The sequence below is a fragment of the Rossellomorea sp. SC111 genome (assembly GCF_024733565.1).
Lineage (GTDB): Bacteria > Bacillota > Bacilli > Bacillales > Bacillaceae_B > Rossellomorea.
The window spans coordinates 345865-363170 of sequence record NZ_JANIOC010000002.1 but is presented as its reverse complement, the minus strand read 5'-3'; the positions used below and the strand labels follow the sequence as shown (position 1 = coordinate 363170).

Here is a 17306-nt window from a genome sequence, read left to right as displayed (position 1 = left end):
CCGAGGAGGCTCACCGCCAGCCCCGCGGAAAGCGAGCAACTGGAGCGGAAATCAACCACTACTCACTACATCCAAAAGCAATAGTATTTACGTAAAAAGCTAAATAAAAAATCCAAACGATTTCGATTTTAAAAAAGAATTTCGAATGATCGTTCGGATTTTTTTAAAACTATACACTTTTGTCCCTGCCTCTATCGTTTGATATTCAATCTATTAAGCTTCTGACTTCACTTCGTCAAAATCCGGTGCAATCGCTTTGCGGATAAAGAGTGAAATCAAGAATGCAATTGCGGCCAAGGCAAGCGCAAACCAATAGGCATGATGAACGCCATAGGTCATAGCGCTGTGAAGGATGCCTTCATTGATCATTCCTGATTGGTCTTCAATGTATCCTTTCTGACTTTGTGTCATGATACTGACAAAGATGGAAACCCCAAGTGCACCTGCCACCGGCTGCAAGGTGTTTGCAATGGCGGTCCCATGTGGATATAAGTGCTTTGGAAGTTCATTCAATCCATTGGTTTGAGAAGGCATCATGATAGCGGATATCGACAACATGAGAATCATGTAGACCACTACAAATAGCCAAATCGGTGTATCCGGATTGATGCCGCTAAAGAATATCATGACTCCCACCAATGTGAGCGTACCTGGTATGATGAGCTTCCTGGGGCCGTATTTATCAAAAAGGGAGCCCATGGTAGGAGACATCAGACCATTCAGGAGGGCACCCGGAAGGAGCAATAATCCAGCTGCTTTTGCAGAAAACCCGAGAGGACCCTGTAGGTACATCGGCATCACAATTTCTGATGCAAACATGGCCATGATGACGATGACGAAGATGGTTACCCCTCTCGTATAGCTCTTATACCGGAATACCCTTACATCAAGAAGCGGTTCATCAAGCTTTAATTGTCTCAGAACGAAGAGGACGACACTGATCACAGATATGGCTATGATGGCAATGATTTTCACCGACGTGAATCCTGCTTCTTCTTCGCCTGCTGCACTAAACCCGTATACGATCCCGCCGATTCCGATGGAAGAGAGAATAATTGAGAATACATCCACAGCGGGCCGGGAAATTTCCCCGACATTTTGTAAGTATTTCATAGCAAACAGAATCGAAAATACAGCAAAAGGGATGACGGTGATAAACAACCATCTCCAGCCAAGGAAATCAACGATTACTCCAGACAGAGTCGGTCCGATGGCTGGTGCGAACATGATGACCAAACCAAATGTACCCATGATTTTCCCGCGCACTTCCGGCCGGTAAATCAGCAGCAGGGCGTTCATAATGACCGGGATCAACAATCCGGTACCAACAGCCTGAATCATCCTTCCTATAAGGAGCATGGGGAAATTAATGGCGCATGCTGCAATGATCGTCCCAAGGAGAAATACACTCATGACCCCGATGAACATCTGTCTTGTTGTGAACCACTGAATCAACAGAGCAGAGATGGGCATCAATACCCCCATCACCAGCATAAATCCTGTCGCAAGCCATTGGACAGTAGGGGCATCCACGTTAAAGACGGCCATTAATTCTGTGAGGGCGATATTTAATAACGTTTCATTCAATATGGCGAAAAAAGCACCGATCATGAAAGTTATGAGGATTGCTTTTGAATTTAGTTTAGATGTCATGTTGTTCCTCCAAAAAAAGTATAAAATGTAACACTTATCTATAATGCTTGAAGAAGGGGAATTTCTCAAGAGGAAAGATTGAATCATAAAAAAACAGGCAAGTATTAATTAATAAACTGTCCAGTAGCCGTTCTTTTCAATCATTCAAATTAAAAAGGAGAGGAGACCAAGTCTCCCCTCAGGATGTTGTTATTTATGCTTCACGCCTTTTTTTTCTGAAACGATGGAAAACCATGTACATCATCGGTACGATGATCAGCGTTAATACAGCTGAGAACAAAATACCTGATATGATGGTGACGGCCAATGGAGTGAATAATGCATCACCGCTGACTGCCACTGGAATCAGTGCCACAATCGAAGTAAGGGCTGTGAGTAGGATAGGGCGAAGTCGTGTACGACCAGATTCAACGACTGCTTCTTTCACACTCATTCCACTTTGTAGTCCTTGTTCTATAAACTCAATTAACACCACTGAATTCCGAACTACGATTCCGGTTAAGGAAACCATCCCCATCACTGCAAGGAAGCTGATTGGAGTCTGAGTGACAAATAATCCGAGAATCGCACCCGCGATCGCCAGGTATACAGCAACCAGGACCAGGAATGGCAGAGATAAAGAATTGAACTGAAAGGCAATTAATAAATACACCAGGAAAATCACGATGATAAACAGGATGGTGATTTCCGCAAAGAAATCATTTTGGGCTTCATTTTCCCCACCTAATGTAATGGAGTAGTTATTGTCATCAAGATCCTTCCTGACTTCTTTCACGATTTCCTGTACATTTTCTTTATAATTTTCTTCGTCACCAGGGAATGCGCGTATCGTAATGGCACGCTCTCCACCTTTATGAGGAATAAGTTGAAGTTCTTCCTTCTTCTCAGATGTGACGAGCTCATCAAGTGAAACTAACTCTGGCGGTCCGGAAGGGTTTGCACTTTGAGCAGGAACTTCCAGTGAAGTAAGGTCGACTTCACCATTGTTTCCTTCCAATAGGAGAGTCATATCACGTTTTGTTATACCATTATCGAAAGATTTCATCGGAATGCCCTCAGTAGCCAAGCGCAGCTGCTGGCTGACATCATTAATCGTGATACCTTTTTCTTCAAGTTTTTCGCGGTTAGGCTCATATACAATAGTAGGTTCCATTTTTCCGACGTTATCAACGACCAATTCAGTATCCAAAGAATTGATCTCTTTGGATATGGTATCACGGAGATCGATCAATCGATTCATATCAGGACCTGAAACAGTCACCGTGACAGGAGCCCCTGCCGGTGGTCCTTGCTGAATTGTTTCCATGAAAATCTTGGCTTCAGGATATTCTTTTCGCAATTTGTCAGTCCACTCATCGATTAATCCTTGGGCAGTCTGGTTTTTTCGGTCTACCCTTGCCACCAATTGGCCAGTGTTTTGGCCTGTATTGGATAATGAACTGTTAAACAGATTCGGTAATCCTGTACCCGCAAAGGAAGACGTTTCATAGACACCTTCGTCTGTTTTTAAAAGCTGTTCTATTTCTTCCAGAGTATTGGATGTTTCTTCAATCGGCGTACCGATCGGCAGTGTAATATCGACTGTCACTTCTTCACGATCGGCAGACGGGAAGAATTCAAAAGGTGTCAGAGCGATCAGACCAAAGATCGCAGTCGTGAACACGAGTCCGATGGCAGAAACGACAAACGGCCTTTTAGAGAACTTCTTTAGCAATGTATCGGCATAGAAATCTGCGATCTTATTTAATGGTTTACCCAGAAGCCCTGGGGCATCGGAAACTTTTTTCTTGGTTTTGCTATAAAGAAAGTATCTCATGATAGGAACGAAAATCAGAGCCACCAAAGTGGATGCAATGATGGTTGTGATCAAGACTGTCGGTAAAGCCCTGATGAATGCTCCGTTTCCGCCCGATAAGAATATGAGCGGAAGGAATGTGAATACAATGGCTAGGGAGGAAGTCACGATTGAGACCCATATTTCCTTCACACCGGTAATGGCGCCCATAAGCGCACCGTCCCCAAGTTTATATCTGCGTTGGATATTATCATTTACAACGATGGAATCATCGACCAGGATCCCGAGGGCAATGATAGCTCCGATAACCGAAATCTGATTAAGATCCACTCCTGCAAATGGCAGGGGAATCAATCCCATTAATACGGAAATCGGTACGGCAAGAGCCACTACAAAAGCACCTGAAATCGTCAGTCCAAGAGCTGTAGTCAGGATAACTGCCACAACGGAAATAGCGAGGGACTTAAACAATCCATCGAAAATGTCCGTTACAGTGGAGGCTTGAGAATAGTAAGGCACAAGTTCTACATCGGCTGGAAGGGACTTCGAGAGTTCATCCACTTTGTCACTCACTCTTTCATCGACCGTTGGGATATCCTCGCCGGACTGGACAAAAGCAGTAAATGATATAGACGGTTTTCCTTCAAACGTTACAATATCTTTGACTTCTTTAGGGGAAGCTTTCACATTTGCAATGTCTCCGAGCAGGATCGACTCCCCTTTAGGATTCTTTCCGACAAAGAGATCCTTCATTTCATCCAAGGTGGTAAAATGGTCAACAGTCAGTTGGACCACTTCTTTATCCACTTCCTGCTTTCCGAGGGGAGTGGGGTAATATTCGTCATTGATGGCACTCATCACCGTAGAAGGATTAAGTCCTGAAGCTTTGAGTTCATCCTTCTTTAATTCTATAGTAATTTCTTCTTCAGGAAGACCTTTCACCGTGACACTCGAAACGCCGGTTAAATCCTCAACTTCTTCTTTCCATCTTTTTATCTCATCATCCATATCAAGGAGTGTGTCCTTATTATCACTGATCAATTGGTATGATACGATAGGCATCTTAACAGTAGATTCATTGACTTCAGGATCAAAGACTTCTTCAGGAAACGAGGTTGAAGCATCTGAAACGGCTTGCCGCACATCCCCGAACACTTCTTTTTTGTCTTCCCCATCTTCAACCTCTACAATAATAGTAGAGAAACCGGCTGCTGAAGAAGAGCTGATCTCTTTGATCCCCCCTATGGATTGAAGGGAAGATTCTATTGGATTTGTAATGGTCCTTTCAACGGAATCAACGGTAGCTCCTGGGTATACAGTTGTTACTGTACCGATGTTGACACTGGTTTCAGGTATTTCCCGTTGTGGCAATTGAATAAAGGTGAAAATTCCGATGATCACAAATAGTAAGATGAAGATCAGGACGATTTTCGAACGTTTCAAAATAGCTTTTAACATGGTTAATTCCTCCTTTGATACTGTTTGACTTGTGGGTCATTCGTTCATTTTCAGAAGTGTTGAATCATTGATATAACAGTCATTTTTTTACTTGACTCACTAGTCATTTTACCTAAAAAAATCATCTAGTCAAGAAATAATGCTCTTCTCATTTTTAATGAATATGGGTAAAATGAAAAAGGGATAGTTTTCTCTGGATATAGAGGTGTAGAAAATGGATAAACGGAACGCAATACTAGAATCAGCAGTGGAACTCTTTGGTGCCCACGGTTACAATCAGACGTCCATGCAACAAATCGCCGAAAGTGTCGGCATATCTAAAGGCTCCCTTTACTCATATTTTCAATCAAAAGAAGATTTGATCATATCTATTTATGAACATTATCAACAGCTTGTATTTGAACGGGCATTCGTGGTAGGACTGGATGGGAATCTGCCTCCTATGGAGAGATTTTCAAAACAGTTCCAAGTGCAATTCGAAGGGATATTGGAGTACAAGTCTTATATGAAGATGCACATGAGAGGGGAGTCCACTAAAAATAGTGAAAAACTGGCGGCCATGGAGCACCGTATGAGGGGGCGTCTGTTCAGCTGGCTGGAACAAAATCTCCTGGATGTATACGGCGATGAAATCAAGCCATACAAATGGGATCTGATGTGGATGACTCAGTCCATTTATGCGTCTTATATGATGCTGATGATATCTCAAGATGATACCCTTGAACCTTCACGACTTGGTACTCATTTAGTAAGGCAGATTACTCTCCTTGCAAATGACTTCATAAATGGAAATAGCTCTCCTCAATTGAATGATGACATGATGAAATCTTTTACTGTCAGTATGGACAAGGAAGGTGCCTTCATATCGTTTGAAAAAAGGGAGAAAGCTTGGAAATCCCTATACGGGAAAATCAAGGGAATGGACAATAGTAGAGATTATATGGACATAGCGAATCGGATTTCTGAGGAATACCGGGATTCAGAGCCGGACAAATTGATCTTGAAAGGATTACTCCGGTTATTAATGGATACGGAAGAGTTAAGAATGGAAGCTGAAGAATTAGAAAAACAGCTCCTTCCCGAGTGAATGGGAAGGAGCTGTTTTTTGTTGAGGAAGAAGCATTTTCCGGACTATTTCCATCTGAAATTGAAAGAATGTATGGTTGAATAACGGAGGAATTGTTTTATTATAATTTCTATTTCATGACAAAATGTTTCAAAAAACGACAAGAAGGGTAAAGGAATGTTGGCACATCTATACGGTAATACTAATTCCGTGGGGGTCGTCAGGATTTGACAAGATCTTGGACTCCTTTTATTTTGGCCGAAAATTCATTATAAAGGAGGGTGTACCTGTGGAGAAATGGATGAAATTTCTTGAGGTGAATGCACCTCGTATTCTTGATTTGACGATAGAACATGCGGTTCTCGTAGGTCTGGCCATCATCGTAGCATTATTAATCGGGGTACCTTTAGGAATTTATTTAACGACCAACGATTATCTGGCAGAGACGGTGCTCCAGATTGCATCAGTCATGCTGACTATTCCGAGTATTGCCCTGTTTGGCGTCATGATTCCGATCTTTTCTATCATCAATCAGGGGATTGGATTTGTGCCTGCCTTCGTAGCATTGGTTCTTTATTCCCAGCTTCCGATCATACGGAATACATATACAGCGATCCGGAATGTGAGTCCCGAGATGCGCGATGCAGCAAAGGGAGTCGGGATGAAGACCCACCAGCGACTGTTAAGAGTCGAAATTCCAAATGCATTTCCGGTTATTATGGCAGGCATACGTACAGCGGTCGTCATGAATATCGGAATTGGAGTGATTGCAGCTTATATAGGAGCAGGGGGGCTCGGTGTCCTTATCACTCAGGGGATTTCCAGAGGCGATAATTACTTGATCATCAGTGGATCTGTTGCAGTCGCAATACTTGCCATGATTGCTGACGCGATCTTGTTATGGATTCAAAAACGCTATACACGAAAAAGCATTGCATAATGTGAAAGAGGTGAAGAGATGATTACGTTCGATCAGACTACAAAGATCTATGACGGTGGTGTGACGGCGGTTAAAGGTGTCGACTTTACCGTGGAAGAAGGTCACATCGTCGTACTACTTGGACCTTCGGGTTGCGGAAAGACCACTTTATTACGAATGGTGAATCGACTTGAATCGATTACTGACGGTAAAATCATCATCGACGGGCAGGATTCAATGGAGTTAAACCAAATCGAGCTTCGCAGAAAAATCGGTTACGTCATTCAGAGTAACGGGCTTTTCCCGAATATGACGATAGAAGAAAACGTCATGATTGTCCCTGACATGTTAGGGTGGGGCAAAAAGGAGAAGAAGGAGCGCTTCAACAAGCTGATGGAGATGATCGGGCTTGACGGGGATAAATTCGGTAAACGATATCCTCATGAATTATCCGGAGGACAGCAGCAGCGAATCGGCGTCATTCGTGCTTTGGCAGCGGATCCACCCGTTATGCTGATGGATGAGCCGTTCGGGGCACTCGATCCGATCATCCGTGAGAAGATTCAAGATGAGTTCCTCCAGATTCAACGGGAAGTGAAGAAAACCATCTTGTTTGTAAGTCATGATATCGATGAAGCGATCAAGATGGCAGACAAGATCGTATTATTACGCGGAGGGGAAATCATGCAGTATGATACTCCTTCAGAAATGCTTGTCCGTCCCAAGAGTGATTTTGTGTATGAGTTCTTCGGAAAAGACCGTGCCATAAAGAGTCTCAGTCTCCATACGATATCCGATTTGAAAAATATTATAGGACTGGCAGATTTTGATGAAGCGATTCCTGATACGAAGACCATCAATGTGCGGCATGACCTCAGAAACACGTTGTCGATGCTTTTGAATCAGGAAGCTGATCAAGTGATTGTAACCGACGATAAGGGCACTAAATTAGGTGCGATTACCATCGATCTTGTTCAGAAGTACCTTCATTACGAAATCAAAGGAAAATCCAACGCGGTTCAGAAAGGGTGATTCGGTGAATACCAAAAAGGTCGTCAGTAATATTGTCCGGTATGTGGTGTATGCACTGGTCATCCTGTTCTTTGTCTGGGCGATAAAAAATCATTATTTTGACTATATGTTCAGTCAATCCAATACGTTTCTCCACTTATTGAAACAACATATGCAACTGGTCCTGGTGTCTTCGTTGCTTGCGCTTGTGGTGGCGGTTCCAATGGGGATCCTGATTACCAGGAAGCAGTTCAGGAGAGCCGAGTGGATTGTATCGAATACAGTTAATTTTGGTCAAACCATTCCAAGTTTGGCCGTTCTTGCCCTGATGATCAGTATTTTGGGCATCGGGTTTAAAACAGCCATATTCGCTCTGTTTATTTATTCCCTTTTACCGATATACAGAAATACAGTTGCAGGTATCGATTCGATTGATGAGAATCTGATCGATGCAGCGAGAGGGATGGGGATGAAACCTCATCAAATCCTTTTCCGTATCGAATTGCCAAATGCAGCGTATTCGATTCTTGCTGGAATCAGGACAGCCGTAGTATTGAATATAGGAACAGCAGCTCTCGCTTATGTCGTAGGCGGCGGGGGATTAGGTGTCTGGATCTTTACGGGAATACAGTTATTCGATAATGGCTATTTAATTTCAGGAGCCATTCCGGTAACGATACTTGCCATTCTGGTTGATTTATTATTGAGACTTATTGAACGGTTGGTCGTTCCTAAAGGCACGAAACAAACATTGGAAATGTAATGGTTGAAGCAGGAGGTGAAATTCATGAAACAGAAGCTGAAATGGGTTGGCATCGTGGCCCTTATACTTATGCTTTCCGCTTGTTCAAACGTGGGGATAGGCGGTAAACAGATATCCGTCGGTGGAAAGAACTTTACCGAGCAGTACCTGCTTTCTGAGATGACTGCGTTTCTTTTAAAAGAAGAGGGTTTTAAAGTCAAGCAAATGAACAATCTTGGAAGTACGGTCGTTCGCAAGGCGCTGGAAAATGAGCAGGTGGATATGATGTGGGAATATACGGGGACAGCCTTGATCACCTATATGGGGAAGGAACCGATGTCAGATCCCGAGAAGACGTTTGAAAAAGTGAAAGAACTTGATGCAAAAAAGGGAATCCATTGGATGAATATGTCCAATGTCAATAACACATACGCCCTTGCCATGAATGAAGACCAGGCAAAGGAATTGGGTATCGAATCAATTAGTGATTTGGCACAATACATCAATAGTCATCCCGGTGAATTAACAATGGCATCTGATGCTGAATTTGCCAACAGGGCTGATGGCCTCCCAGGAGTGGAGGAAAAATACGGCTTTAAATTCGGTTCCGGGCAAATAAAGCAGATGGACCTCGGGTTGACTCAAAGAGCCTTGAATAACCGCCAGGTGGACGTATCGGTGGCCTTTGAAACGGATGCAACAATCGTGGATTATGATCTTGTAACCTTAAAGGATGATAAGAGTTTCTTCCCGCCTTACCGGGCTGCCGTCAGCATTAACAAAGAGGTATATAAAAAATATCCCGAAATCAAAAAAATCACGGCCAAATTGGCAGATAATCTAAATAGTGATATTATGCGTGAGCTGAATTACAAAGTGGATATTGAAGGGAATAGTGTATCCGTTGTGGCCCATGATTGGTTGGTGGAGAACGACTTAATAAAAGAATAAGATAAGCTTTAGAGGACTGAACCTTTTTAGGTTCAGTCCTCTTTTTTTGGGATTAAATATGCTTTGCCTAGCTCATCCGTCTAATCAGAAATCAGAGGAATGAATAATCTATAGTAATCACGTCTTGTCCAAGGCAGTAATGGAGGAATAAGAATGAAGCCAACTGTATCAATTGTGATCCCCTTCTATAATTGTTCGTACGTGGATCAGGCAATTCGAAGTGCATTGAATCAAACCTACCCGAATACTGAGGTCATTGTTGTTGACGATGGTTCAACAAAAGAGCTTGAAAGATTAACCCCTTTCATGAATCGGATTACGTATATAAGAAAGGATAACGGCGGGACTGCGACTGCCGTCAATGAAGGGATAAATAAAGCAAAAGGAGAGTATATCTGCTGGTTGAGTTCTGATGATCATTTTGATCAACATAAGGTAGAGAAACAATTGAGATTCATGCTTAATAGAGGTGCAAAGGCCAGTTTCCATAATTATGATTTTGTAAATAAAGATAATGAAGTGTTGCTTCCTTTTGTTGGAAAAAGGTTCTCGAATGCAGAAGAAATCTACCTCTCTATCACGAACATTAATCCAATCAATGGATGCTCTGTCATGCTTCATAGGGATGTGTTTAAAGATGTGGGTTATTTCAGTCCAAATCTAAGGTTCACTCAAGACTATGAGATGTGGTGCCGTATGCTGATTAATGGTTATGTCATGTATTACTTGGATGAAGTATTACTGAAATATCGATCTCACGCTGAATCTGGTACCAGTAAGCACTCTGACAAAATGAAGAAGGAAGTTTTTGTTATTAAATATCACTATCATTCTAAGATTCATCAATTTATTGTCCAACATTCAGCCTGGTTAAAAAATATCAGGTTCTAAAAAGGGAGAAGAAACATGAGAATATTACTTGTATCCTATTATCCATTGCCTTATCCAGGGGGCCTTTGGAAAGTGGTGTCGAATCTTCAATCGAAACTAATAGCATTGGGACACTCAGTGGATATCTTCGCACAATTTCCAGATCTCAGCGGTTACAGGCTGATGGGACATGGTGCCATGACCACGATGAAACAGCAACAAGTTGATATTACAAAGAGAATAAAACGAAGTTATCCCGAATGTATTAGTCATTCTGGGGTATATAGTGCCGAAAGCTATCGACTGAATTTTGATTTTACCCTGAAACAATTAGACCTTAAAAGGTATGATGTCATTCATGCCCAAGACGTCACTGCAGCTAGAACGATCGGTGAATGGATGATTCCTCATCCCCCGCTCATCACAAGTGCCCACGGTAGTCTCACCAAGGAAATTTTCTTCACATTTAAGGACATTTATCCAACTTGGACAGATCGAAAAATATTAGAGGGATTTGACTACTATTATTATAAATACAATGAAACACATGGCTACAAATCCAGCCGATATATCCATACACAATCTAATTGGATGAAAAGAGAAATAATCCATAATTTCTTCGTGCCGGTTGATAAAGTCATCTCTTTCCCTCTCGGAATTCAGAATACCCAATTCAATTCACCAGTGAGAAGAAATCAGAAGAAAATCATACTTTTTTCTGGAAGACTTGTATATTTAAAAGGTGTCACCTTCTTGATGGAGGCTTTAAAAATATTGAGAGAATCAAGAACCGATTGGGAATGTTGGATCGTCGGTGGAGGAACTATGGAAAATAAATTGAAGGAATTAAGTGATTTATATGGTCTCTCTAATTATGTTGCATTTAAGGGATTAATATCTTCAATGGAGGCAACCTTAGCGAAGGCGGACATTCTTGTCATGCCCAGCCTTCAGGATACTCAGCCTTTATCAGTAGTTGAAGCTCAATTTGCAGGGGTTCCAGTTATTGTAAGTGATGCCGGAGGGCTTCCTGAAATGGTTCAGCAAGGTCATAATGGCTATATTGTCCCAGCCGGAAACAGTAAGGCATTAAGCATAAGAATACGGGAATTATTAGATAATGAACATCTTCGTGTTCAAATGGGAAGTCGTTCACGACATTGGGCGGAACAGAAATGGTCGCTGGATTCTATGACAACAAACATGTTGGCGCTTTATGAATCGACCATGGTGTGAAGTTTTTAGTAGTGTACCTGGCGGAGAAAAAATATGTTTGAAATAAAGTGGGAGTCATATGCTTTAGGGCAACTTAATTTTTTCTTTGAAAACTAGAAAGAACAGTCTTATTAGTTGACATATGACACGGTGTCACATAAAGTGGACTAAGTCCAGTGTGACACCGTGTCATTTTTTGGGGAGGAGGAACACATGAATTGCCTAAACCTACATTCTTTAATTTAAATGAAGAAAAGAGAAACATACTGGTTGAAGCGGCAAAAAAGGAGTTTTCTAGAGTGTCATTATATGATGCCTCCATTGCAAACATTCTGAAGACGGCTGGAATTCCCAGGGGAAGCTTCTATCAGTACTTTGAGAATAAAGAGGATGCCTTTTTCTATCTCGTTGGGGAACATGCCCGGAAACGGTTTGAAACGTTCATTGCTTTATTGAGTTCCCATGATGGGGATTTGTTCGAAGCTACAAGGGTCATGTTTCATTCGATGCTGGCATTCTCGTATGAAAATGGACAAAATAATTTTATTCGGAATGTACTCTTAAATATGAACTACAAAATAGAAAAAACGTTCACTCAGACATTAACCAAGGAAACGATCGATCAACGCTATGAAGAAATCTTCCTTCTAGTAAATAAAGATCAATTCACTATTGATAATAAATCTGATTTGTATCATGTATTGCAAATCCTTTCAGCCGTCACATTCCATAATCTCGTTCAAAGCATTGCAGACGAATTGACTCTTGAAGAAGCGCTGGGAAAATACGATAAGGAAATAAATATGATTAAAAGGGGATTGTATAAATCCTTTTCATAATTGAATAGAAAGAAGGGAGAACATGAATAACAGAGAAGAAATTACCCAATCCGAAACCTTTAATAAAACACCCCTGCTCATAGTCCTCATATCAGGGGCTTTTGCTGCCATCCTGAATCAAACGTTGCTTGGGACGGCTCTCCCTCATATTATGACTGATTTGAACCTTGATGCGAGTACCGCTCAATGGCTGACATCGATCTTTATGCTCGTAAACGGCGTGATGATTCCCATTACAGCCTTCCTGATTGAACGCTTCACGACCCGGGCTTTGTTCCTTAGTGCCATGGGCTTGTTTGCAGGAGGGACGCTCATCTGTGCCATAGCACCTAACTTCGGCTTATTAATGGTAGGAAGAATCATTCAGGCATCGGGGGCGGGTATCATCATGCCCCTTATGCAAACCATTCTTTTTCTCATTTATCCTGTTGAGAAAAGGGGAGCGGCCATGGGAATGTTCGGTCTTGTCATTTCGTTCGCTCCGGCTATCGGACCGACACTATCAGGATGGTTGGTTGAACAATTCCCATGGAGAAGCTTGTTCTATGTGATTTTGCCGATCGTCATCGTTGATTTTATCATTGCTTATTTCATTTTAAAGAATGTGACCAAACAAACGTATCCGAAACTCGATGTCCTTTCCATCATACTTTCATCCCTTGGGTTTGGGGGATTATTGTATGGTTTCAGTATCGCCGGAAGTCAAGGATGGGGAAGTGTTCAGGTCATTATCTCGATGATTGTGGGCAGCATTGCACTCTACTGGTTCATCACAAGACAATTTAAGTTGAAGCAGCCGATTCTCGAATTCCGCGTCTTCAAAAACAAGATGTTCACACTAACGACAGTGCTTGGAATGATTGTGTTTATCGCGATGATCGGAGCGGCTACTGTACTTCCTCTTCTTATGCAGAATATGCTGGGGTTCTCAGCATTTGAATCAGGACTTATGCTCCTGCCCGGTGCACTCTTGATGGGGTTGATGAACCCTATTACAGGGAGGATCTTTGATAAGTTCGGAGCCAGATGGCTTGCCATCATCGGGTTATCCATCCTTACGATCACGACCTTTATGTTTGCAAATTTATCGGCTGACACCTCGTTTATGTATCTGGCAACGGTAAATGCCGTCAGGATGTTCGGGGTTGCCATGGTGATGATGCCGGTAACAACTGCCGGGCTCAATCAGTTGGACCGAAGCCTGATACCACACGGAACAGCCATGAACAATACGATGAGACAAGTCTCCGGTGCCGTTGGAACAGCACTACTTGTAACTGTGATGACAACGAGTGCAGAGCCAAGCCGAGGACTCGAAGGGATGATTCATGGAGTCAATGTCTCATTCATCGTGGCCGGCATTACGGCAATTGCAGGGCTTATACTCTCCTTTTTTGTAAAAAGCGGGCGACCTGCAAGGGTTAAAAGTAATGCGTAATGAAAATAGAGGGACGGACCTGGTAAATTGCCAGGTCCGTCCCTCATTTTATTTTCCTTCCTGCAAATACTCTTCGTTTTTCCAATCGGTAACGAACATACAGCCAGGGGAATGGGTCAGCATGTAGGGGATTTTCGCATGAAGGGCCACTGCCTGAGGGGTAACCCCGCATGCCCAGAACATTGGAGTTTCTCCCTCCCTGATACCAACAAAGTCACCGTAATCAGGCTTAGTGATATCCGGAATGCCAATTTCAGCAGGATTACCAATATGAACAGGAGCACCGTGCATTTTGGGGAAAAGTGTGGTTATATCTGTCGCTTTCTGTACGAGTGAATCTGGTATCGGTCTCATGGAAACGACCATCGGCCCTTCGAATACGCCGGCTTTTTCTGTCTGAATATTAGTATTATACATTGCTACATTTTTATTTTCTTCTATATGACGGAGAGGAATGTCTCCCTTGATGAGCTGACTCTCGAATGTGAAACTGCATCCAATGAGAAAGCTGACTAAATCATCCCTCCACACTTCATCAATCCGCTGTTTCTTATCAACTAATTGACCATCTTCATACACGTGGTATAAAGGGATATCAGTGCGTATATCAGAATTTTCGGCATATTTGGATTGGAATTGCCCTGCTTCCAACACTTCGACAATCGGACAGGATTTTGGATTGCGAGTGGTGAATAATAAAAAGTCAAAGGCATATTCCTTGGGGAGAACAACCAGGTTGGCTTGTACATAATCCTGGCATATCCCTGAAGTATGAGTTTGGTGCTTTCCGCAACTGATGCTCTTTCTTAGTTCTGAAGGTAACATGGAAACAGCCTCTCCTTTAAATGAAATTTTAATAATCTGAAGATTGATATCCATTTTATCATATATTTGTGCTACGTTATCAGTAATCAACCATTTCAGTTAAGGAGGAATCGAATGTGTCTCAAGATCTCTACGGCATGGACCCAAAACTTTTATCGGATTTACAGTCGCAAAAAGAAACGTTATGGACCAACCCTATGATTTCCCCCGGCAATATTACAGGTGATGGCATTCAGGAGATCGTTGAAGCGGAGCAGCTGCTGACCCGTTTTGCTCCCTATATAAAAAGGGTCTTCCCTGAAGTGGGAAACGGGATTATCGAGTCACCAATCAAACTTCTGGGAAACATGGAAACTGCCCTTCAGGATGAATTTCAAACCCCTTTTCAAGGTCAGTTGGTCCTTAAATGTGACAATGAGCTTCCGATTGCTGGGTCGATCAAAGCAAGGGGAGGCATTTATGAAGTATTGAAAATTGCCGAAACAGTCGCTTTTGAACAGAATTGGATCCGAGAGACGGATGACTATTCGGTGATGGCAACGAGTCGTTTCAAGAATCTCTTTTCACGGTACTCCATCGCTGTCGGCTCCACGGGAAACCTTGGCTTAAGTATTGGGATAATGGGGGCGTCGCTTGGATTCAAGGTAACCGTACATATGTCCCGAGATGCGAAGCGATGGAAAAAGGAACTCCTGAGAGAGAAGGGGGTCAAAGTGGTAGAACATGTAGAGGATTTCTCCCATGCGGTTGCTGAAGGCAGGGAACAGTGCATGATGGAGCCAGGCTGTTTCTTTATAGATGATGAAAATTCAAAGGATTTATTCATGGGCTATGCAGTGGCAGCTCTCAGGCTGAAGAAACAATTTGAAGAACGAGGGATTAAAGTAGATCATGATCACCCGTTGATTGTTTACTTGCCGTGTGGGGTGGGTGGTGGTCCAGGTGGGGTGACATATGGTTTGAAGAATGTATTCGGAGAACATGTCCATTGTTACTTTGCAGAACCTGTAAATTCCCCCAGTATGCTCCTTGGGCTTGCTTCAGGTAAGCATGAGGGAATTTCCGTGCAGGACATCGGATTAAACAATCGAACGGAAGCGGATGGTTTGGCGGTTGGCAGACCTTCTGCCCTTGCAGGTAGAATGATTAATGAGCTGGTGAACGGGGTATATACGGTAAGCGATAAGAATCTATTCAAAATGCTCGCTCTTTTACATCAGTCAGAATCCATCTCCCTTGAGCCGTCGGCAGTAGCGGGGATGATTGGACCGGTCCTGCCGGATCTGCAGAAACACCTTGCCTCTATTCAAGTCGAATTATCTCATGCCACTCATGTAGTATGGGCAACCGGAGGAAACCTAGTGCCCGATTCCATTATGGAAGCATACGTGAAAAAAGGAAAAGGTTATTTGGTTGAATGAATTCAGGAGTAGTGTGGAAATGGGTAGATGCACACCTTCTGAAACCACGCATATGATATCGTGGTAAAAAGCAGAAGGGAATGATCAGGATGTATAATGTGCCGACGACGTATTCATTTTACCCACAAACCTATATAAACGCTGCACCAAGAAATGAAGGCAATTCTCAGCACTTAGTGAATACCCTGCTTAACGGTATAAGTAGAAAGGCATCAACTGCAGATTTATATGATCGATTGGCTGATGTCGCGCCAAATAGTGAGGACCGTCAACATCTAATGAGTATGAAGGAAGACGAGGAGCGGCATTGGTGGGAGTTAACAAATTTATACACCTCCCTTACCGATACCCAGCCTTCTTACCAAGTGGAAAGAATTCCTTTTCAATCCTATCGGGATGGACTGCAAAGAGGATATGAAGCGGAGCTTACAGATTATGAATTATATCGGATTTGCAGCATGCAGGCTCAGCATTCCACGGTTTACGAGGTCCTCGTGAATACATGCAGAGATGAGTGGGAGCATGCCGAAAGATTAAGTGTGTTAGGTGCAGCAGAGGGCAACCGAATGATTTCAAAGGATTTTGGACCATCGCCGTATTCCGTGAATATTGATGAGGCGACGGTTGATAATGACACGTTCCGTACAGCTATATGGACTGGTGAACATTTGCAGGTAACCCTTATGAGCATCAATCCCGGGGAAGACATCGGTTTGGAAATTCATCCGAACACTGATCAATTCCTGCGTCTTGAACAAGGAGAAGGAATTGTGCGAATGGGTGATCGGCAGGATAACTTGACCTATGAGAAAGAGGTAAAGCAGGATTTTGCCATTATGATCCCCGCCGGCACATGGCACAACGTCATAAATACCGGAAATACGCCTATCAAGTTGTACTCGATATATGCACCTCCCCATCATCCCCGGGGAACGGTTCATGCAACCAAGGCAGACGCAATCGCGGCAGAGGAAGAGCATAGCAGTTATTAAACGTACCGAAAATAAAAAGGATGTGGAATCGGATAGATTCGGCATCCTTAATAATGTTAGAGACTGTTCCATTCCTTTAGTTTTATACGAATTATCAGGAATTATATGTTA

14 protein-coding genes are annotated in these 17306 nt (G+C 42.7%); 11 read left to right on the top strand and 3 right to left on the bottom strand.

Translation table 11 applies throughout. From position 1 onward, the window contains the following. Positions 1-213: 213 nt before the first annotated feature. Together NQ095_RS03990 and NQ095_RS03985 are read right to left on the bottom strand one after the other, a co-directional pair. A complete protein-coding gene (locus NQ095_RS03990) occupies positions 214-1653 on the bottom strand; it encodes an MDR family MFS transporter (RefSeq protein WP_258262196.1) in 1440 nt (479 codons plus the stop codon). A gap of 193 nt (positions 1654-1846) precedes the next feature. Then, complete coding sequence (locus NQ095_RS03985; protein ID WP_258262195.1) at positions 1847-4906, bottom strand: efflux RND transporter permease subunit; 3060 nt, start codon at positions 4904-4906, stop codon at positions 1847-1849. A gap of 214 nt (positions 4907-5120) precedes the next feature. Here NQ095_RS03985 and NQ095_RS03980 point away from each other — a divergent pair, with 214 nt between their 5' ends. From NQ095_RS03980 to NQ095_RS03940, 9 genes are all read left to right on the top strand, one after another. Next, positions 5121-5993 (top strand): TetR/AcrR family transcriptional regulator, encoded by an 873-nt coding sequence (locus NQ095_RS03980; protein ID WP_258262194.1) that lies wholly within the window; start codon positions 5121-5123, stop codon positions 5991-5993. A 268-nt stretch (positions 5994-6261) separates the two neighbouring features. After that, entirely contained in the window at positions 6262-6912 is a 651-nt protein-coding gene (locus tag NQ095_RS03975) for an ABC transporter permease (protein WP_309137609.1), read from the top strand. Positions 6913-6930: 18 nt separating this feature from the next. After that, the gene (locus tag NQ095_RS03970) at positions 6931-7923 is read left to right on the top strand and encodes an ABC transporter ATP-binding protein (protein ID WP_258262193.1); all 993 of its coding nucleotides are present in this window, start codon (positions 6931-6933) and stop codon (positions 7921-7923) included. A gap of 4 nt (positions 7924-7927) precedes the next feature. Beyond that, the gene (locus tag NQ095_RS03965) at positions 7928-8665 is read left to right on the top strand and encodes an ABC transporter permease (protein WP_258262192.1); all 738 of its coding nucleotides are present in this window, start codon (positions 7928-7930) and stop codon (positions 8663-8665) included. Positions 8666-8689: 24 nt separating this feature from the next. Continuing rightward, positions 8690-9595 carry a glycine betaine ABC transporter substrate-binding protein gene (locus NQ095_RS03960; RefSeq protein ID WP_258262191.1) on the top strand — a complete coding sequence of 302 codons (906 nt, stop codon included), beginning with the start codon at positions 8690-8692 and terminating at the stop codon, positions 9593-9595. A 153-nt stretch (positions 9596-9748) separates the two neighbouring features. Then, positions 9749-10486: a glycosyltransferase family 2 protein gene (locus tag NQ095_RS03955; RefSeq protein WP_258262190.1), complete on the top strand. Its 738-nt coding sequence runs from the start codon at positions 9749-9751 to the stop codon at positions 10484-10486. 15 nt (positions 10487-10501) lie between these two features. After that, positions 10502-11701 carry a glycosyltransferase family 4 protein gene (locus NQ095_RS03950; protein ID WP_258262189.1) on the top strand — a complete coding sequence of 400 codons (1200 nt, stop codon included), beginning with the start codon at positions 10502-10504 and terminating at the stop codon, positions 11699-11701. A 197-nt stretch (positions 11702-11898) separates the two neighbouring features. Next, positions 11899-12519 (top strand): TetR/AcrR family transcriptional regulator, encoded by a 621-nt coding sequence (locus NQ095_RS03945; RefSeq protein ID WP_258262188.1) that lies wholly within the window; start codon positions 11899-11901, stop codon positions 12517-12519. A gap of 22 nt (positions 12520-12541) precedes the next feature. Next, a complete protein-coding gene (locus NQ095_RS03940; protein WP_258262187.1) occupies positions 12542-13957 on the top strand; it encodes an MDR family MFS transporter in 1416 nt (471 codons plus the stop codon). Positions 13958-14005: 48 nt separating this feature from the next. On the opposite strand, the gene NQ095_RS03935 is transcribed toward NQ095_RS03940, so the two are convergent. After that, positions 14006-14872, bottom strand: coding sequence for a putative hydro-lyase (locus tag NQ095_RS03935; protein ID WP_258262186.1), 867 nt, complete (start codon positions 14870-14872; stop codon positions 14006-14008). A gap of 26 nt (positions 14873-14898) precedes the next feature. Here NQ095_RS03935 and NQ095_RS03930 point away from each other — a divergent pair, with 26 nt between their 5' ends. Both NQ095_RS03930 and NQ095_RS03925 read left to right on the top strand, forming a co-directional pair. Then, positions 14899-16203, top strand: a complete 1305-nt coding sequence (locus NQ095_RS03930) for a D-serine ammonia-lyase (RefSeq protein ID WP_258262185.1) — start codon at positions 14899-14901, stop codon at positions 16201-16203. Positions 16204-16283: 80 nt separating this feature from the next. Continuing rightward, the gene (locus tag NQ095_RS03925; RefSeq protein WP_258262184.1) at positions 16284-17195 is read left to right on the top strand and encodes a cupin domain-containing protein; all 912 of its coding nucleotides are present in this window, start codon (positions 16284-16286) and stop codon (positions 17193-17195) included. The last annotated feature ends 111 nt before the right edge of the window (positions 17196-17306 follow it).